The following is a 17,990-nucleotide window of genomic DNA, read 5'->3' as shown; positions in this document are numbered from 1 at the left end:
CCGGCGCGAGAGGTGCGCCTGGGCAGGGACGCGAGAGATTTCTGAGTCTTCACCGCACGACTGCGGGTACCCGGGTCACCATGAACGACAAATACTGGGACATCGCCCTGTCGAACGCGGCCTACGGCACACTCGGTGCCTTCGTCGGCGGCCTCATCGTCGCGGGTGCCCTCGTCTGGGCCGTCCGCCTGGGCATCAGGACCCGCCGCCGCGAGTCCCTCCCGCCCACACCCGCCGAGCAGCCCCGGCTGCCGGAGACCGGCCCGGTGCGGGAGACCAGCGAGATCCGGGAGTCGAGCGAGGTACCCCGGGCCGCGGACAAGAGCGAGCGACTCACTCCGCGCCAGGTCCAGGCCTCGGGCAGCAGGCGGAGCGATCGGCAGGAGCGCCCTCGCTGGGAGTCCGAGCGGTAGCCGTTGGCGGCCACCGTATCGCCACGCTTGGTGACGACCGTCCCGAAGGGGGCTATATAGGTCATAAAAGATGTACGTTGGAGTTCAGTGCTTCGGACAGGAGGCACGTCCGTGGGAGCGCTGAGCTCCGCAGTGCGGGTGTGTCCCGATGGTGCTGTGCTGTGGCCCCCCACGGTGTTCTGTCCCGTCAGCAACCTCTCAGGGAGCTGTCAGCACATGATCACCACAAGCACTGTGAAGCGTCGACCGCACGACGACGCCCCCGACACCGACGCCGCGTTCGAGCGGCTTGCGCGACTCCCGGAGGGCACGGAACGGCACGTCCTGCGGGACGAGATCGTGCGGGCCTGGATGCCCATGGCGGAGCGCATCGCCGGCCGCTACCGAGGGCGGGGCGAGGCCCTGGAGGATCTGACCCAGGTGGCCGCCCTCGGGCTGGTGAAGGCCGTGGACCGGTACGACCCGGATCGGGGCAACGCCTTCGAGAGCTATGCGGTGCCGACCATCGCGGGCGAGATCAAGCGCCACTTCCGCGACCACATGTGGGTCATGCATGTGCCGCGCCGCGTCCAGGAGGCGCGGAACCGGGTACGTGCGGCCATCAAGGACCTCGCGGCGGCGAACACCGGCCGGCAGCCGACAGTCGCCGAGATCGCGGCGTACACACGGCTGACCGAGGAAGAGGTCGGCAGCGGCCTGGAGGCGCTCGACAGCTACGCGGCCCTGTCGCTGGACGCGGAGCTCACCCACGGCGACGACGGCTACTCGCTGGCGGACGCGCTGGGGGAGACCGACGCCGGATACGACCTCGTCGTCGACCGCGAAGCCGTGAAACCGGCCCTGAGGCGGCTTCCCGAACGGGAGCAGACCATCCTCTACCTGCGGTTCTTCCGCGGTATGACGCAGAGCGGCATAGCCGAGGAGCTCGGCGTCTCGCAGATGCACGTGTCGCGTCTGATCAGCAACTGCTGTGCCTCACTGCGCGACCAGGTCATGTCGGACGACGCCTGAGCCCGTTCCACTCCGCCGGAACTGCCGCCGAGAGCGGGAAGAAGGTGGCCGGCCGCCCGCCAATGATGCCGATCGGGCGGCCGGTGGCGGGCTCACTGCCGAACCCTCCCGGGAGCGGTTGGCCAGCAACCCACCTCACTGCGGTCTACCGGGCTGAGCCCTGTCCAAACCAGTCCGGACGATCAGGATGTGCCGGAGTGCCCGGCCCGTCCGGTCCTGCACGGTGTGGACACCGGGCCCGCACGCGGCGGGCACCGGGGCTTTCGCTCATCTCAGACCGGCCAGCACCCGATCCGGGGTGAGCGGCAGTTCGCGGTACCGGGTTCCGGTGGCGTGGTGGACGGCGTTCCCGATGGCCGCCGCGGTCCCGACGATCCCGATCTCCCCGATGCCCTTGCTGCCCATCGGATTGAGGTGCGGGTCCTCCTCGTCGATCCAGTGCGCCTCGATCGCCGGCACGTCCGCGTGGGCGGGCACGTGGTAGGCCGCCAGGTCCGACTCGACGAAGTCGCCGAAGACGGGGTCCATGGTGCTGCCTTCCGTGAGGGCCATACCCAGCCCCATGGTCATGCCACCGATGAACTGCGACCGGGCGGTACGGGCGTTCAGGATGCGTCCGGCCGCGTACACGCCGAGCAGCCGGCGCACCCGGACCTCGCCGGTGACCGTGTCCACCGCGACATCCGCGAAGTGGGCGCCGAAGGCATGGCGCGCGTAGGCGCTGTCCGCGTCCGCGGTTCCCGCTGTGTCGGCCCGCGTCGCGAGACCCTCGGCGGGCACCTGTCCCGAACGTTCCGCGAGGGACGCGCGCAGCCGGGTGCAGGCCTCGTGGACGGCCCAGCCCCAGGACGCGGTGCCCGAGGAACCGCCGGCCAGCGGGGCCGACGGCAGGTCGCTGCTCCCGATCTCGGTGTCGACCCGGGCCAGCGGGACGCCGAGCGCGTCGGCCGCGATCTGCGCGAGCACCGTCCGGGCGCCGGTGCCGATGTCGGTCGCGTTGAGACCGACCGAGAAGGTTCCGTCGGGGCGTGCTCGCGCGACGGCCGTGGAGGGCGACACGAGGACCGGGTAGGTGGCGGCCGCCACGCCCGATCCCAGCAGCAGGGCACCTTCGGAGCGGCTGCCCGGCCGGTGGTCCCGCCGCGACCAGCCGAAACGCTCGGCGCCGTCCCGCAGGCACTCGACGAGATGCCGGCTGCTGAAGGGGCGGCCGCTGTCGGGTTCGGTGTCCGGTTCGTTCACGATCCGCAGCTCGACAGGGTCCATGCCGAGGGCCACGGCGAGTTCGTCCATGGCCGACTCCAGGGCGAACATGCCCGGTGCCTCCCCGGGGGCGCGCATCCAGGACGGGCTCGGAACGTCCAGCGGCACGACGCGGTGCGTGCTGCGGCTGTTGGGCGAGGCGTACATGATGCGCGCCGGTACGGCCGCCTGCTCCACGAACTCCTTGATGCGGGAGGTGTGGGTGGTGACCTCGTGCGTGAGAGAGGTGAGCACGCCGTCCTCGGTGGCGCCGAGCCGGAGGCGGTGCAGGGTGGGGGCCCGGTGGCCGACCAGCGCGGGCATCATGCGCCGCGGCAGGGCGACGGTGACAGGCCGTCCGGTCCGCTGTGCGGCCATCGCGGCGAGCACGACGTGCGGGCGTGCCGTGCCCTTGGAGCCGAAGCCGCCGCCGACGTGCTCGGCCGTCACGGTGATCTGCTCCTCGCGGAGCCCGAACAGTCCGGCCAGCGTGGCACCTACGGCCGTGGAGCCCTGGCTGGAGTCGTGCACGACGAGGCGGCCGTCGTCCCAGCGCGCGGTGGCCGCGTGCGGTTCCATGGGGTGGTTGTGCAGCGGTGACACCCGGTAGGCCGCGTCGACACGGACGGCAGCGGACGCGAACGCGCCTTCGGGGTCGCCCTGTTCCCGCTGTCCCGGATAGCCGCCGTTGGCCTCCTCGGGGAAGTACCCCGCGGGGTGGCCGTCCGTGAGCGTGACGTCGTGGTCCCGCGTCGTGTACGCGACCCGCACCGCCGCGGCGCCGGCCCGGGCGGCCTCGATCGTCTCCGCGACGACCAGGGCGACCGGCCAGCCGCGGTGCGGTACGTCGGAGTTCTGCAGGACGGAGAGAGTGGGGTCGTCCGCCTCGGCGAGCCGGGGGGCGTCCTCGGGCGTGAGCACCGCGAGCACGCCGGGAACGGCCAGGGCCGGCGCCGTGTCGATCGCACGGACCGAACCGCTCGCGACGGTGGCGGGCACCGGGCGGCCGTACGCGCGGCCGGCGGCGCTGTGCTCGGCCGCGTAACGGGCCCGGCCCCTCACCTTGTCGGGGCCCTCCCGGCGTTCGGCTGCCGTACCGAGCACGGGGTCGGTGTGGGCCATGACGGTCCTCCTTGTGATGCCGGGGCCGGGAGTGCTCCGGAGCCGGTTCAGGCGATGGCGGGCGCGGCGAGCCGGTTCAGGACGTCCACGGCGAGGTTGCGGGCCAGACGCACCTTGTGGGCGTTGTCGCGCAGGGGCTGGGCCGCTTCGAGTTCGAGGTCCACGGCCCGCCCGAAGGCGTCCTCCGTGGCGGCGGCGCCGAGCAGTGCCTCCTCGGCGCGTCGGGCACGCCAGGGGCGGTGGGCCAGGGCGCCGAAGGCGATTCCGGCGTGCCGGACGATGCCGTCCTCCACCCGGAGCACGGCTGCGACGGACGCGAGAGCGAACGCGTACGACGCCCGGTCGCGGGCCTTGCGGTACAGGGACGGCACCCCGGCCGTGTCGGCGGGGAGCACCACACCGGTGATGAGTTCGCCGGGCCGGATCTCGGTGTCCCGCTCCGGGTGAGCGCCGGGCAGCCGGTGGAACTCGGTGACCGGGAGCGTGCGGGCACCGTCGGCTCCGAACAGCTCGACGCGCGCGTCGACGGCGGCCAGCGCGACGGCCATGTCCGAGGGATGGGTGGCGATGCATTCGGGGGAGTGGCCGAGCACCGCGTGCTCGCGGTGAACGCCCTCCCTGGCCCCGCAACCGCTGCCGGGCTCCCGCTTGTTGCACGGCTTGCCGGTGTCCTGGAAGTACGAACAGCGGGTGCGCTGGAGGAGGTTGCCCCCGGTGGTGGCGATGTTGCGCAGCTGCCCGGAAGCGCCTGCCAGGATCGCCTGCGAGAGCACCGGGTAGCGGTCGCGGACCAGCGGATGAGCGGCGAGATCGCTGTTGCGGACGGTCGCCCCGACGCGGAGCGCGCCGTCGGCGGTCTCCTCCACCGTGTCGAGACGCAGTCTGCTGATGTCGACGAGGGCGGTGGGGCGTTCCACACCCAGCTTCATCAGGTCCACGAGGTTGGTGCCGCCTCCGAGGTAGCGCGCCCCAGGACGGGCGGTGAACTCCGCGACGGCCTCCTCGACACTGCCCGCACGTACGTATCCGAGAGGCTTCACCGGGTCACGTCCTCGATGGCTTCGACGATGTGCGGATAGGCGCCGCACCGGCAGAGGTTTCCGCTCATCCGCTCACGGATCTCGTCCCGGCCCATCGGGACCGAACGGCCGGAAGGCGAGGCCGGGTCCGTGACGTGCGAGGGATGCCCCGCCTCCGCCTCGCCGAGCGCGCCCACGGCACTGCAGATCTGGCCCGGGGTGCAGTAACCGCACTGCAGGGCATCGCGGTCGACGAAGGCGCGCTGCAGCGGATGCAGATCCTCGGAGTCCCCGGACAGCCCCTCGATCGTGGTGATCCGGCACCCGTCCTGGGCCACGGCGGGCAGCAGACAGCTGTTGGCCCGCCGGTCGTCGACCAGGACCGTACAGGCGCCGCACTGGCCGTGATCACACCCTCTCTTCGCGCCGACGAGACCGAGACGCTCACGCAGGACGTCCAGGAGGACCGAGCGGTGGTCGACGGTGAGCGTGTGCGGTGCGCCGTTCACCCGCAGGGTGATCTCCGATTCATGACGGTCGGGCGGAGGGGCTGTGCCGCGTGCCGAGCCGGAATTCATGTCAGGCCTCGCCTCTGTGAGGGACGTTCGGACGACGGCCCGTGCCGTTCACCCGGTCGGTGCTGTGTTCAGGTTGGCACAAACCACACTTTCCGGGCCATTGGCGTACGGCCGAACAGGCTGCGCCGCTCGGGACCGGTCCGGACGGCGGCAGACCCTGCTTCCGGGCCGGCGTGGCGCGGAGGTCTCTTATGACTCCGCGGCCTCGTCCGCGACCTGGCGCAGCGTGCGTCCGCTGTGTGCCGAGCGGGCGCGGTGCGGGTCGGGCGTCCCGTGGCCGGTCTCGGCGTGGTCGTCCTTCGCCTTCACCAGCAGCCAGGCCTCCTCGTCCCCGCCGTCCTCGCCGCCGCGGAACCGGGTCAGGGCGTACTCGCCGCGCAGCTTCGAACCGTTGAGCCAGAAGGTGGCGTGTCCGTGGTCGAGGGATTCGTCGAACGGTACGGGCTTGCCGCGGCGGTCGTGGCTGCGCGGCCGGTAGGTGCCGTGGTCCCAGACGATGACCGTTCCGCCGCCGTACTCGCCCCGGGCGATCACCCCCTCGAAGTCCTCGTACTCCAAAGGATGGTCCTCGGTGGGCACGGCGAGCCGCTTGTCCTTCGGATCCGTCGAAGGTCCCTTCGGGACGGCCCAGGACTTCAGTACATCCCCGACCTGGAGGCGGAAGTCGAAGTGCAGGCGGCGGGCGTCGTGGATCTGTACGACGAAGTGCGGCTCCTCGTCCCCGCCCGCTCCGCCGCCCCGGGGTTCCCCGGTCCGAGTGAAGTCGCGTTTGCCGCGATAGCGCCCCAAGGCGTCGTGGTCAGCCATCCCTTGCTCCCTTTCCGGCGGACGGCCCCTGGCCCTCAGGTGCCCACGCCGTCCCGTTCGGAGTACCCCCCCGGGCCTGTCCCCGCGCCGGTGACAAAGGGTGCCGGGGCCGCGTGGGGGAGTCGCGGTGACGCGTTCGCGGAACGCGCGCCACCGAGCACGGCCCGTCCTCGGAGGCGAACGCGGCGTTTGCGGGTGGGACGCCGGGGAACCCGGACGTTCGTGCTTCGGACTGGAGGCGCAAGCCGCGCGGGGATCTCCCTGGCCGGCTGCGACCTCGTCGTGGGCCGGACAACTCCTCGCGCGGTGACCCAGACTTCCGATCGGGTCGCGCCCGGAGTACGTCCCGGGCGTGTCCTGAGACTCCCGTTCAGGAGCGAATCCGCGTGCCCACACACATGACCACCGCCCGTCCGCAGACGCACGACGCCTCCGTCCCGCTCTCCGTGGCGGCGCGCCGTCACCATGATGATTCCCCCGAGGCCACCGCGCTCTTCGAGCGGCTGGTGGCGCTGGACGACGGCCCCGAGCGCGACGCCGTACGCGACGAGCTGGTGGCCCTCTGGCTGCCCATGGCCCATCGGATCGCCGGCCGTTTCCGCGACCGCGGTGAGGCCATGGAGGACCTGCGCCAGGTCGCGGCGCTCGGGCTGGTCAAGGCGGTCGACCGGTTCGACCCGGCCCGGGGCGCCTTCGAGAGCTATGCGGTGCCCACCATCACCGGCGAGGTGAAGCGCCACTTCCGGGACCGGATGTGGGCCCTGCGCGTACCGCGCCGGGTTCAGGACCTGCGCAACCGGGTGCGTGTGGCACGCCGCGACCTCCTCGAGCGCCCCGGCACCAAGGAACCCACTCCGGCGGAGCTCGCCGCCCACACGGGACTCACCGAGGAGGAGGTCGCCGCCGGCCTCGAAGCACTGGAGAGCTTCAGCACGCTCTCCCTGGACGCGGAACTCGCCACCGGCGACGACGGATACAGCCTCGGTGACACGCTGGGCGAGTCCGACTCCTCGTTCGACGTCGTCGTGGACCGCGAGGCCGCCAAGAACGAACTGCGCAGGCTGCCGGAGCGGGAGCGGGCCATCCTGTACATGCGCTTCTTCGAGGACATGACGCAGAGTGGGATAGCCGACCGCCTCGGCATCTCTCAGATGCACGTGTCGCGCCTCATCACCCGCAGCTGCGCCCAGGTCCGCGACGAAGCCCTCGGGCAGTTCTCCCGCAGTCGGTCCACCTCATGACACCGTCGTCCGCACGCAAGGAGCCGCACCGATGCTGATGCCCCTCCCCACCGCCCTGCACCGGCTCGTCGAGGAGTACGAGACGCTCCTGGCCGAGGAGACGCTCGCCGGGGTCACGGCCCCCGGCCCGCGGCTGCGGGACCTCGCGTACACGCTCTGCGTGTCCACGGGAACCCGCGAGATCGCCGACGCGCTCACGAGGGCGCACGCCTACCTGGCGACGGCGGCCGCCCCACCGGTCCACGTCCGCCGCACCGTGACGGCGGGCCCCGCCGCACGGGCGACGGCGGCCCTTCCCCGGGAGGCCGAGCGCACCCCACTGTGAGCGCGTTCGACGGTCACCGGGACGGCCGGTGGGCCGTCGGGCCGTAGCCGCAGGGGACAGGGGCCCGATCGGGCGTCGGCAGGTGAGGACCGCGCCGATCGGGACACCATGGATCCATGAACGAACACGACACGGGCGACACCCCCGTGCACCAGCGCCCCAGCGGTGTCTCGGACGCCACGGTGGAGGCCCTCGGGGCGCTGTCGAAGGCGCTGGAGACGACCGAACGGGCCCGCGGGCACCTGTACGCGTTCCATCAGCTGACGGGAGGCGCCGACTTCGAACTGGACCGTGCGGTGAGGCTGCTCCGCGAAGCGGGCCACGCCGCATGGGCCGACCGCGTCGAGCGGGACATCGTGGGACGCAACGTCATCCCCGGCCACTGGACGTTCCAGATCGTCGAGGCCTACAACGCCACGTACTACGAACCGTTCAAGGACGTCGAGGCCGAGATCCGCGGGGAACTCGCCGACGGAGTGGACCACCTGTTCGAGGCCGAGCTGAAGGAGAAGCGCCGGACGGGCGGGCATCCGGATCACACCACCACCTGAGGAAAATGTCGGGCCGGTGCCGGTTTGGTATGGCGAGGGAGGGCTACGCGACAAGGACGACGAGGCGGGCGAGCACCCTGGCCGGGCTGAGGAGGCGCATGGTGGCGGACGACGACCAAGGACGGCCGGTCGAGCCCGTCCCCCGGTCCCGTTCGGGCGTCGTCGGCAGACACACGCCGCGTACGGGTACCGAACCGCGTACCGCCCGGAGTCCGCTGCGCCTGCGCCTTCTGCTGTCCGGGATCTTCCTGCCCCTGTTCGTCGCGGCGGCCGTGCTGTTCGGCGTGTGGGCCGGCACGTCCGGCCCCGGTGACACCCCGAGCAGTGGTGCCCTTGTAGTGCTCGCCGCGGTGTGTGCCGCGCTCGCCCTGCTGGCGGCCGTGGACCTGCTGGTCGTGACCCGGCGCCGACGACGGGAACGGACGGCCCGCCGGCCCTGAACTCTCGGCGTCTCTCCGTCAGGAGCCCGACCATGAGCACCAAGACCGACACGAAGTCGAACACCGACACGAAGTCGAAGACCGGAACGAAGACCAAGGCGGGCACGAGGTCCGACAAGACGTCGAGTGCTCCGTCCGACGCCGCGCTGGCGCGCGCCCTGCTACAACTCCAGCCGCGCACGTATGCGGCCGACGCCGGCATCCGCCTGCGCGACACACCGGCGCCCCTCTATCAGACCCTCGTCCTCGCCCTGCTGCTCAGTGCGCGCATCAGGGCCGACATCGCGGTGGCCGCGGCCAGGGCCCTGTTCGCCGCCGGCCTGCGCGACGCGCGGTCCATGGCCGAAGCCTCCTGGCAGCAACGCGTCGACGCCCTCGGGGAAGGCGGTTACCGGCGCTACGACGAGCGGACCTCGACACAGCTCGGCGAGGGAGCCGACCTGCTGCTGGAGCGCTACGGAGGCGACCTGCGCCGACTGCGCGAAGAGGCGGACCCGAAGAAGGCCCTGCAGGACGTCCCCGGTATCGGGCCGACGGGGGCCGACATCTTCCTGCGAGCCGTGCAGGGCGTGTGGCCCGAGTTCGCGCCGTACATCGACGGCAAGGCGCAGGACGGGGCCCGCAGGCTCGGGCTGCCCGTCTCGCCGCGCAGGCTGAGCGGCCTCGTCACCGCGGACGAGCTGCCCCGCCTCGCCGACGGACTCGTGCACGCCGCCCTGGACAAGGCACTCGCCGACGAGGTGCGCGCGGCGGCCGAGGCATCCTGACCGGGCCCGCCCGGGCGCCGGGAGCACCCGAGGCGCTCTCCTTCGGCAGGGCCCCCGGCGTGTACGTTCGTCCGCATGCCGCCTGACTACTTCGCCGACGATCCCCGCTCGAACCTGGAACGCATGCTCGCGGGCGACCTCTACATCGCCGACGACCCGGAGATCGCGAAGCGACAGCAGCGCGCCATGCGCCTGGCCGCCCATTACCAGGCCGCCTACCTGGAGGACGCCGTCGGCTCCCGGCCGATCCTGGCCGAACTGCTCGGCTCCGTCGGCGAGGAGGTCGACCTGCGACCGCCGCTGTACGTCGACTACGGCAGCAACATCACCATCGGGGCACGCACCTTCGTCAACTACCACCTCACCGCGCTGGACGTGGCGCCGATCATCATCGGGGACGACTGCCAGCTCGGCCCGAACGTCCAACTCCTCACCCCCACGCACCCCTTGGAGCCGCAGCCGCGCCGGGACAAGCTCGAAGCCGCCCGCCCCATCACCATCGGGAACAACGTCTGGCTCGGCGGCGGAGTCATCGTGTGCCCGGGTGTGACCATCGGCGACAACAGCGTCATCGGCGCCGGAGCGGTGGTCACCAGGGACATCCCCGCCGATGTCGTGGCCGTCGGCAACCCGGCACGTCCGGTGCGCGAGCTCTGAGGCGTGCTGTGCGCACGGGTAGGCCCGTAGGCGTATCGCGGTACCGTCCCCGCGTCCGGGTAGCACCATCGCCCCGGCCGGGTCGTCCCGCTAGGCTCGGGCGCCCACCCCCCTCCAGGCACCCGAGGTCCGATGCCCACACTTCGGTTTGGCAAGTACCTGACATTAGCGAGCGCGGTACTTCTGCTGCTCGCCACCGCTCCCGGGGCGGTCGCCGCCCCCGCTGTCTCCTCGGCGGCATCGGCGGCTCCGGCCGTCGAGGCGACGGCCGACACCTGGCAGCCACCGCTGTCCACGCGGGGGCGCTACGTCGTCGACGCCGACGGGAAGCGCTTCCGCATGAAGTCGGCCAACTGGGACGGCGCGCAAGGCTCCTGGACGGGAAGCGGCAGCACCGACGACCCGGCCAACCACCACGCGGGCCAGAACTCCCACGGCATCCCCCTCGGGCTGGACCGCGTACCCCTGCCCCGCCTGCTCGGCGACTTCCGCCAACTCGGCATCAACAGCGTCCGGTTGCCGTTCTCCAACGAGATGATCCACGCGACCGCGCCCGTCCCCGACGTCGCCGTCACGGCCAACCCGGAACTCCGCGGAAAGACACCTTTGCAGGTCTACGACGCCGTCGTCACCGCCCTCACCCGGAGCGGGTTCGCGGTCGTCCTCAACAACCACACCAACACGTCGCGTTGGTGCTGCGGCATCGACGGCAACGAGCGGTGGAACAGCGGTCAGTCGACCCAGCAGTGGACCGACGACTGGGTCTTCATGGCCCGACGGTACGCCGACGACCCGCGGGTCGTCGGCGCCGACCTCTACAACGAGGTCCGCCGTGACGTCCTGGACGACCCCAACTGGGGCCTGGGCGAAGCCCACGACTGGTACGCGGCGGCGCAACTCGCCGCCGACCGCATCCTCACCGAGGCCGACCCCGACCTCCTCGTCGTCATCGAAGGGATCAACTGGACCGGCCTGCCGGTCGACGGACTCCCGCACGGCCGTCCCACCCTCACCCCCGCCCGTACCCTGTCCCATACCCTCGTCGCCCCGCACAAACTGGTGTACTCGGCCCACTTCTACGGCTACACCGGCCCCCGGCACAGCGGCGCCACCGGCATCGGCGAGACCCACGACGCCCGTTATCAGGACCTCACGCGCGACCAACTCGCCCAAGTACTGCATGACCAGGCGTTCTTCGTCTCCGACGAAGCGAACCAGCACTTCACCGCGCCGGTGTGGATCAGCGAGTTCGGAATCGGCGCGGGCGAGACCGGAACCGCCGCCCGCGCATGGTTCGGCAACATCACCGACTACTTCGCCGACCACGACGCCGACTTCGCCTACTGGCCCCTCGTCGGCTGGGACGGGCACGACGACTGGTCGCTCCTGCGGTACGGCACGGCGGGCGACCGCCACGGCGTCCTCGACCAGGACGACTGGCGCGCGGCCGCGTGGAACAGACTCATGAACGCACCGTCGCGCACCGGCTCCGTCGCTCCGGTTCCCGGCTGGGACATGCTCGCCACCGACCACGGCGACCAGGTGCAGTCACTCCGGGTGCGAGCGGGCGGCGACTGGGACTCCGGTGCGTCCAAGGCCGCCTGTCCCGACGGTGAACGGCTGATCGGGCTGGGCCACAGCGGGGTGCGCGCGCTGTGCACCGACGTGACCGCCGGCGACCTCCGCGCGGCGGGGGACACCCAGACCGTCGTCACCGACGAGCGCCATGTTCCCCAGGGCGGCGACTGGGCGTCCGGCTACACCAAACTCCAGTGTCCGGCCGGCGACTTCCTGGTCGGATACAGCCGCCGCGGTGGCCGGACGTCTGCCGCGCTCTGCGTACCGGCGGCCCACGCGCTCGCGGGAGCCGGGCGAACGGTGTGGTTCGACCGCTCCGACAACCGGCCTGCCAGTGCCTCCGGCGGAGACTTCGCCTCCGGCGACTACAAGGGCCAGTGCGCGGACGACGAGTACGCGGCCGGAATCGCCTTCACCACGCGCCTGGGATCGCGCCCGGGCCCTGCCGCTCTGCTGTGCCGGAAGCTGAGCTGATCTCCGGCCTGTTGTCGCGAGGAGCAACGGGGTGTGCGGTGGGACTTCGCCGGCCGCACCGCACACCCCGAGCCGGTTCCGCGGGGAGGCGTCAGGCGCCGGGCGATCCGGCGATGTTGACCATCCAGTCGACACCGAAGCGGTCCGTGCACATGCCGAACGTGTCGCCCCACATCTGCTTCTCCAGCGCGACCGCCACCGTGCCGCCCGCGGACAGCTTCTCCCAGTAGCCGCTCAGCTCACCGGCGTCGTCGCCGCTCAGGCTCACCGCGAAGTTGTTGCCCGTGCGCCGCTCCATGCCGGGCGGGACGTCGGCCCCCATGAGAACGAAGCCGTTCGGGGCCTCCAGCATGCCGTGCATGACCTTGTCGGCGTACCCGGGAGGCGCGTCGGAGCCGAAGGCGCCGAACTCGTGCACGGTCAGTTCACCGCCGAAGACGTCCTGGTAGAAGGTCATGGCCTGCCTGGCATCACCGGAGAAGCTGATGTAGGGGTTGAGACGAGAGCCCACAGCAAGATCCTTTCGTGACGGTTCGTCAGGACCGCACAGTAGCCCCGGACCTCCCTCCCGACGGGCATCCGCGCCGAGCCCCTCCCTTCCGCATCCGGGAGGCCGGTCTCCCGGAGTCAGGAGGGGGCGAATCCCGGTTCTTGTCGTGCCGGACCTCCTCACGCAACGCCAAGAGTGATCTCTTCCGTCAGAGCATCGATCACCGCCCGACGGGCCGCGGGCCACCGGCCTAAGGTCGGCCACGAACCCGCCGGTGGCGGCTTGCCCCGCGCACCGCGTCGGTTGGGCGGGCGTGTCCTCGCACGCCCGTGTTCACGAGGGGCCCGGGGGTGTCCGGGCCTGCGAAGGGGGTGCGCACACAGGCCACTGACCAGGGCGTACCTCGCCCGACAGGTGCGCCGGGTGGGTCCGGCGGCGGCCGCCGTCGTCTCGACGCTGGTGCTTGCCGCACCGGCCTCGGCGGCGACCTACCGTTACGACTGCCGCCGTCTCCCCGGCAACGTTTCCTACAGTCACCGCCTCGCCCTGGGGAACGTGACCGGCAGGACCGTGGTCGCCGTCAACTGCCCGCCACTGACGTCCGGCGCGGGCTACGCCAACCGGTACTTCAGCTTCACTCTCACCCGTCCCGCTCGTGTCCCCTCCTATGCGGGCGCGTCCTTCGCCCTCAGCGCCGGCCAGCGGTCCGCCGTCAACCCGTCCCTCAGCAGGGGGCCGTACACGGTCATGCACACCGGCGCGGGGCTGTGGACGTACAACCGCTCCGGCGTCGCCAACGGTCGCCACCTGCCGCTCGGGCCCCTGCCGGGTGGCGGCGTCCTGGCCGCCGGCACCTACCGACTCGACCTCCAGAAGCTGGACTCCCTGCTGCGATCGCTCAGCACCCCGTGGTTCAACGTGGTGGTGGCCGTCTCCTGACCTCACGGCCGCGGTCCGGGTGCCATGGTGTCCCGCACGGGACGGGATAGCCGGTTTGCCCGCAATGCGCGCATATTCGTCCTGTCCGTGGGACCGTGAAAGAAGGCGTGGCCCGTCGACATCCCCCGAACGACGGGCCACGCCGCTGCGCCCCGGCCGCGCCACTAACCTGCGGCCATGCCCGGTTCCCCGCCCCAGCCGCCCCACCCACTCCTCTTCCTCGACGTCGACGGACCCCTCATCCCCTTCGGCGCCGCGCCCTCGTCGTACCGGACCCACGAGCACGGCCTCACGTACGCGGGCGGACATGCGAACCCCCTGCTCGCCCGGATCGATCCCGAGCACGGGCGTCGGCTGGCCGCCCTTCCGTGCGAACTGATCTGGGCGACGACCTGGATGGACGACGCGAACGCCTGCGTGGCACCGCTTCTCGGTCTGCCGGAGCTGCCCGTGATGGTCTGGCCGGAGCCGTCCGCCGTCGACGAGCAGGACGAGCGGAGGGGGCTGCACTGGAAGACGCGCGCCCTTGTGGACCGGGCGGCCGGACGGGCCTTCGTCTGGGTCGACGACGAGATCACCGACGTCGACCGGGCCTGGGTCGACGAACGCCATCGCGGGGCGGCCCTGCTCCACCGTGTCGATCCCCGACAGGGCCTCACCGAAAGGGATTTCGTCACCCTTGAGGACTGGCTGCGACGGGAAGCGAGCGAAAGGGGCGGGCGGTAGGCCCCTGGCGTGATCGTCGTCCCATCGTGTTCGCGCGACGGCGCCCGCCGGCCTTCGTCGAGGTCGGCGGGCGCCGAAGCGGTGGGTCAGGTGTGACGCCGGAGCGATCCCACGTGCCGGATCAGCAGTAGAGGTTGCCGCCCGGGGTCACGCCGAGGATCGACGAGAAGCGCTGGTAGGCGTCCACGCGGCTCTGCACCTGCGAGGGGTTCCTGCCGTCGCACTCCAGCGACCCGTTGATGCTGCGGATGGTCTGGCCGAAGCCCGCTCCGTTGACCATCGCGTTGTGCGGGGTCATGCTGCCGGGGCCCGACTGCGTGTTCCAGTACCAGAGACCGGTCTTCCAGGCCACGGCCGAATCGTTCTGGACCAGCCAGGGGTTGCCCAGCAGGTCGATGCCGAGGGCGTCGCCCGCCGCCTTGTAGTTGAAGTTCCAGCTGAGCTGGATCGGGCCGCGCCCGTAGTACGCCGACTGGCCCGCCGGGCACCCGTACGACTGACTCCAGTCGCAGTACGTGGGGTAGTTGGCGGTGTTCTGCTCCACCACGTAGACCAGCCCGCCGGTCTCGTGGTTCACGTTGGCGAGGAAGGCCGCGGCCTCCTGCTTCTTGACCGTGTCGCTGCCCGTGTTGGTGAAGCCGGGGTAGGCGCTCAGCGCGGCCTTGAGCCCGCTGTAGGTGTAGAACGAATTCCGGTTCGGGAACATCTGGTTGAACTGCGACTCGCTCACGACGAAGCCCTCGGAGGGGTTGGTCGGACCGCTGTCGCAGGCGTAGGGCTCCCAGAACCAGGTGCTGATGACGGGGTCGTAGCCCGGGTTGTCGTGTTCCGCTATGTAGGCCTTGCCGTCGGTGTACCGGACGATGTTGCCGGTGACGTACGACGTGCCGGCCACCCAGCTCGGGTAGCTCGAACAGGACGCGGCGGAGGCGTCGGTGGCCGGCAGCAGCACGGGTGCCGCGGTTCCGATCAGGAGGGCGGCCAAGAGGGAAGACACGCGTCGTTTCGACACAGGAGCAATTCCTTTGCACGGCAGGGCCGCACCGGAAGGCAAGGATCAACCTCGCGTGCACGCGCCGATGTTGGCCGGCGCCACGGCTTCCGGAGCGGCCGCGGTGGGGGGTGTGCTGCCACACTCAACCGCTTTGGTCTGTACCAGTCAAGGGTGTAGACCAGTCATCCACGACAACGTTGGCAAGCCATGGGCGAAGGCGCCGCGAGGAGACCGCCGCGACCTGCGAAGGGGCACGGAGGAGAGGAGTGAGGGCCCGAGACCGGGCGGGGATTTCGGGCCCTCACCTGTCGCGCGTCCTCGGGGGTGGCAGCGCGACGACCATTTCAACGACGTTCGCGCGCGATGGATACGAATCGCTGCGGTCGGCCTGCCGGACCGCCCTGCGGCGGGTTCATGGTGGCCGTCGGGGGGAGGGGGAGCCGAGGGAGGTGCGGGGTGGCGGTCCGCCCGTCAGGGTGTCCGGCCGAGCAGACGGTCGACGAGAGGCCCCGGGTGCGACAGCGCGGCCAGGTGACCGCCCGGGACGGTCTCGACGTCGACACCGAGACGCTCGCGGGCCACCCGGCGCTGGAACTCCGCCGGGAAGAACCGGTCCTCGGCGCCCGCGAGCACCCGGGTCGGCACATCCGGCCACCGCTCGACGGCACAGGGCTGGCCGAAGGCGATCTCGGCCTCCGGCCGTTCGTGCTCGGCCCCGCCCGCGGCGACCTCCGCCGGGACGTCGTGCAGGAAATAGGTGTCGAGGTCCATCTCGGTCGAGTACCCACCCGCCTCGGCCGCCGCGACCCGGGCAGCCTCCGATCCCGTGGCACCCCACCACTGCCCGGGTGTCTCGCCCGGCAGCGGGATCATCGCGTTGACGAACACCAGCCGGCCGACCGGGACGCGGGCGCACACCATGGGCGCCGTGAAGCCGCCCATGGACTGGGCCACCAGGACGACCCCGCCACGACCGCCGATCGCCGCCACCACCGCGTCGGTGTACTCGGGCAACCCGGAGGATTCGTCCGCGCCGTCCAGATCGACGGCGAGCGCCTCGTGCCCCCGGGCGCGCAGCTCGGACACCACACGGTGCCAGTACCAGGCCGCACCACCGGCACCGGGAATCAGGACAAACACGGTCACCCTCGCTTCCGTCCGCTTCACTCTCGCACTCTTCGGACCGTCGCGGACGACGAGACTCATCGGTGTCCGGCACCCTTGTCCGAGAGGCACGTCACACCTGCTGCCGGCCGCCGGCGCACCTCGCCCGACGTGAGTGACTCTCCCCATGAGGTGCTTCGCCGCGAGCCTGAGTATGCTCGCGGAGTTATCCGTCAGGCAGCGGCGGAATGGTGGTGGGTGGGGGGTTCTCTCAATGATGACGTCGCAGCCAGGGGCTGCCGGCGTGGTTTCTCCCGCGCTGGACCGTGCAGCGGCCTGGGGGGTGGAACAGCCGTCGGTCCTCCTCGTCGAGGACGACGCCGGTGACGCCCTGCTCGTGGAGGAACTGGTCGCCGACAGCGCGCTCGGGATGCGGCTGCGATGGGTGCGGTCGATGGCCGAGGCCTGCGACGTGCTCGCCTCCGAGGTACCGGACTGCGTGCTGCTCGACCTGCACCTGCCGGACGCCCAGGGTCTCGAAGCCGTGTCCCGGATCCGTGAGCGGGCCGAGAACGTCGCCATCGTGGTCCTCACCGGTCTCGCCGAGGAAGGGACCGGGCTCGCCGCTGTCACCGCGGGCGCGCAAGACTACCTGGTCAAGGGCCGCGTCGAGCCGGAACTCTTCGGACGTGCGGTCCGCTACGCGATCCAGCGCAAGCAGGCCGAGCAGAACGCCGTGGCATTGCAGGCTAGCCAGATGCAGGCGCGGGAGAACGCGCGCCTGGAGCGCGGGCTGCTGCCGCGCCCGCTGCTCCGCGGCGACGACGTCGAAGTCGTCACCCGCTACCGTCCCGGCCGCGCGCACGCCCTGCTCGGCGGTGATTTCTACGACATCGTGCAGAGCGCCGACGGCACCGTGCACGCGATGATCGGCGACGTCTCCGGACACGGTCCGGACGAGGCCGCGCTCGGCGTGGCGCTGCGAATAGCGTGGCGCACCCTCGTGCTCAGCGGCGTCACCGGCGCCGACCAGGTGGGCCGCCTGGAGGAGATCCTCCTGGCCGAGCGGGCCAAGGCGGGAGTCTTCGCCACCCTGGTCATCCTCTCGATCGGTCCCGGTGAGCGCCGCGTCCGCATGGTGCGGGCAGGTCATCCCGGAGCGCTGCTGGTCGGCGACGAGGGCGTCGAGTGGGTGGAGGTCCGGGGAGGGCCCGCCCTCGGGATCGTTCCCGGAGGGGCCCGCTGGCCCGTGGAGGAACTGACCGTCCCCGAGGGCGCCGCGATCGTCCTGTTCACCGACGGGCTGTTCGAAGGGCGCGTCGGACGCGGCATCGAGCGCCTGGGCGAAGAGGGGCTGCTGGATGTCGCGCGTGAGCTGGCCGCTCTCGCCCCGGCCCCCTTCGTCGACGGCCTGATCGAGCGCGCCGAACGGCTCGCCGAGCACCAGGGCGGCCTGGCAGACGACGTCGCCGTGCTCTACCTGCGCTGGCGGTGACCGGCGTGGAAAGCGTG

General features: G+C 71.5%; 19 protein-coding genes. 12 read left to right on the top strand and 7 right to left on the bottom strand.

Annotation, left to right across the window (positions count from 1 at the left end; all coding sequences use genetic code 11):
• The first annotated feature begins 80 nt into the window (after positions 1-80).
• Both OG406_RS02930 and OG406_RS02925 read left to right on the top strand, forming a co-directional pair.
• On the top strand, positions 81-413 hold the full coding sequence (locus OG406_RS02930) for a DUF6479 family protein (protein ID WP_329183748.1): 333 nt from the start codon (positions 81-83) through the stop codon (positions 411-413).
• A gap of 216 nt (positions 414-629) precedes the next feature.
• On the top strand, positions 630-1,424 hold the full coding sequence (locus OG406_RS02925; protein ID WP_329183747.1) for an RNA polymerase sigma factor SigF: 795 nt from the start codon (positions 630-632) through the stop codon (positions 1,422-1,424).
• 267 nt (positions 1,425-1,691) lie between these two features.
• Here the strand turns inward: OG406_RS02925 and OG406_RS02920 are convergent, their stop codons facing one another.
• From OG406_RS02920 to OG406_RS02905, 4 genes are all read right to left on the bottom strand, one after another.
• Positions 1,692-3,788: a xanthine dehydrogenase family protein molybdopterin-binding subunit gene (locus OG406_RS02920; RefSeq protein WP_329183746.1), complete on the bottom strand. Its 2,097-nt coding sequence runs from the start codon at positions 3,786-3,788 to the stop codon at positions 1,692-1,694.
• A gap of 47 nt (positions 3,789-3,835) precedes the next feature.
• A complete protein-coding gene (locus OG406_RS02915) occupies positions 3,836-4,828 on the bottom strand; it encodes an FAD binding domain-containing protein (RefSeq protein ID WP_329183744.1) in 993 nt (330 codons plus the stop codon).
• Positions 4,825-5,385, bottom strand: a complete 561-nt coding sequence (locus OG406_RS02910) for a (2Fe-2S)-binding protein (RefSeq protein WP_329183743.1) — start codon at positions 5,383-5,385, stop codon at positions 4,825-4,827. Before OG406_RS02910 ends, OG406_RS02915 begins: the two co-directional genes overlap by 4 nt.
• A gap of 189 nt (positions 5,386-5,574) precedes the next feature.
• Positions 5,575-6,192 carry a DNA polymerase ligase N-terminal domain-containing protein gene (locus tag OG406_RS02905; RefSeq protein ID WP_329183741.1) on the bottom strand — a complete coding sequence of 206 codons (618 nt, stop codon included), beginning with the start codon at positions 6,190-6,192 and terminating at the stop codon, positions 5,575-5,577.
• A 398-nt stretch (positions 6,193-6,590) separates the two neighbouring features.
• Here OG406_RS02905 and OG406_RS02900 point away from each other — a divergent pair, with 398 nt between their 5' ends.
• The 7 genes from OG406_RS02900 (at position 6,591) to OG406_RS02870 (ending at position 12,225) form a co-directional block, all read left to right on the top strand.
• Complete coding sequence (locus OG406_RS02900; protein WP_266620437.1) at positions 6,591-7,433, top strand: SigB/SigF/SigG family RNA polymerase sigma factor; 843 nt, start codon at positions 6,591-6,593, stop codon at positions 7,431-7,433.
• Between the two features lie 31 nt (positions 7,434-7,464).
• The gene (locus OG406_RS02895) at positions 7,465-7,758 is read left to right on the top strand and encodes a DUF5133 domain-containing protein (RefSeq protein WP_329183740.1); all 294 of its coding nucleotides are present in this window, start codon (positions 7,465-7,467) and stop codon (positions 7,756-7,758) included.
• A gap of 116 nt (positions 7,759-7,874) precedes the next feature.
• On the top strand, positions 7,875-8,309 hold the full coding sequence (locus tag OG406_RS02890; RefSeq protein WP_329183737.1) for a hypothetical protein: 435 nt from the start codon (positions 7,875-7,877) through the stop codon (positions 8,307-8,309).
• Positions 8,310-8,407: 98 nt separating this feature from the next.
• Positions 8,408-8,749, top strand: a complete 342-nt coding sequence (locus OG406_RS02885; RefSeq protein ID WP_329183735.1) for a DUF6343 family protein — start codon at positions 8,408-8,410, stop codon at positions 8,747-8,749.
• A gap of 32 nt (positions 8,750-8,781) precedes the next feature.
• The gene (locus OG406_RS02880) at positions 8,782-9,516 is read left to right on the top strand and encodes an endonuclease (RefSeq protein WP_329183733.1); all 735 of its coding nucleotides are present in this window, start codon (positions 8,782-8,784) and stop codon (positions 9,514-9,516) included.
• Positions 9,517-9,591: 75 nt separating this feature from the next.
• Positions 9,592-10,173: a sugar O-acetyltransferase gene (locus OG406_RS02875; RefSeq protein ID WP_329183732.1), complete on the top strand. Its 582-nt coding sequence runs from the start codon at positions 9,592-9,594 to the stop codon at positions 10,171-10,173.
• A gap of 132 nt (positions 10,174-10,305) precedes the next feature.
• Positions 10,306-12,225 carry a glycoside hydrolase family 5 protein gene (locus tag OG406_RS02870; protein ID WP_329183731.1) on the top strand — a complete coding sequence of 640 codons (1,920 nt, stop codon included), beginning with the start codon at positions 10,306-10,308 and terminating at the stop codon, positions 12,223-12,225.
• 91 nt (positions 12,226-12,316) lie between these two features.
• On the opposite strand, the gene OG406_RS02865 is transcribed toward OG406_RS02870, so the two are convergent.
• The gene (locus OG406_RS02865; protein ID WP_266850254.1) at positions 12,317-12,736 is read right to left on the bottom strand and encodes a VOC family protein; all 420 of its coding nucleotides are present in this window, start codon (positions 12,734-12,736) and stop codon (positions 12,317-12,319) included.
• A 402-nt stretch (positions 12,737-13,138) separates the two neighbouring features.
• Here OG406_RS02865 and OG406_RS02860 point away from each other — a divergent pair, with 402 nt between their 5' ends.
• Complete coding sequence (locus tag OG406_RS02860) at positions 13,139-13,654, top strand: hypothetical protein (RefSeq protein WP_329183729.1); 516 nt, start codon at positions 13,139-13,141, stop codon at positions 13,652-13,654.
• Positions 13,655-13,831: 177 nt separating this feature from the next.
• A complete protein-coding gene (locus OG406_RS02855) occupies positions 13,832-14,380 on the top strand; it encodes an HAD domain-containing protein (RefSeq protein WP_329183727.1) in 549 nt (182 codons plus the stop codon).
• A 121-nt stretch (positions 14,381-14,501) separates the two neighbouring features.
• Here the strand turns inward: OG406_RS02855 and OG406_RS02850 are convergent, their stop codons facing one another.
• A complete protein-coding gene (locus OG406_RS02850; RefSeq protein WP_329183726.1) occupies positions 14,502-15,392 on the bottom strand; it encodes a glycoside hydrolase family 19 protein in 891 nt (296 codons plus the stop codon).
• A gap of 453 nt (positions 15,393-15,845) precedes the next feature.
• The gene (locus OG406_RS02845; protein ID WP_329183725.1) at positions 15,846-16,520 is read right to left on the bottom strand and encodes an alpha/beta fold hydrolase; all 675 of its coding nucleotides are present in this window, start codon (positions 16,518-16,520) and stop codon (positions 15,846-15,848) included.
• Between the two features lie 235 nt (positions 16,521-16,755).
• Between OG406_RS02845 and OG406_RS02840 the strand changes: the two genes are divergently transcribed.
• Positions 16,756-17,973 carry a PP2C family protein-serine/threonine phosphatase gene (locus OG406_RS02840; RefSeq protein WP_404122353.1) on the top strand — a complete coding sequence of 406 codons (1,218 nt, stop codon included), beginning with the start codon at positions 16,756-16,758 and terminating at the stop codon, positions 17,971-17,973.
• Positions 17,974-17,990 lie beyond the last annotated feature (17 nt).

It is taken from the genome of Streptomyces sp. NBC_01428, assembly GCF_036231965.1.
In the GTDB taxonomy this organism is placed as follows: Bacteria; Actinomycetota; Actinomycetes; order Streptomycetales; family Streptomycetaceae; genus Streptomyces.
Note: the sequence above shows the minus strand (reverse complement) of the source record. Positions and strands in the feature narration are given on the sequence as shown.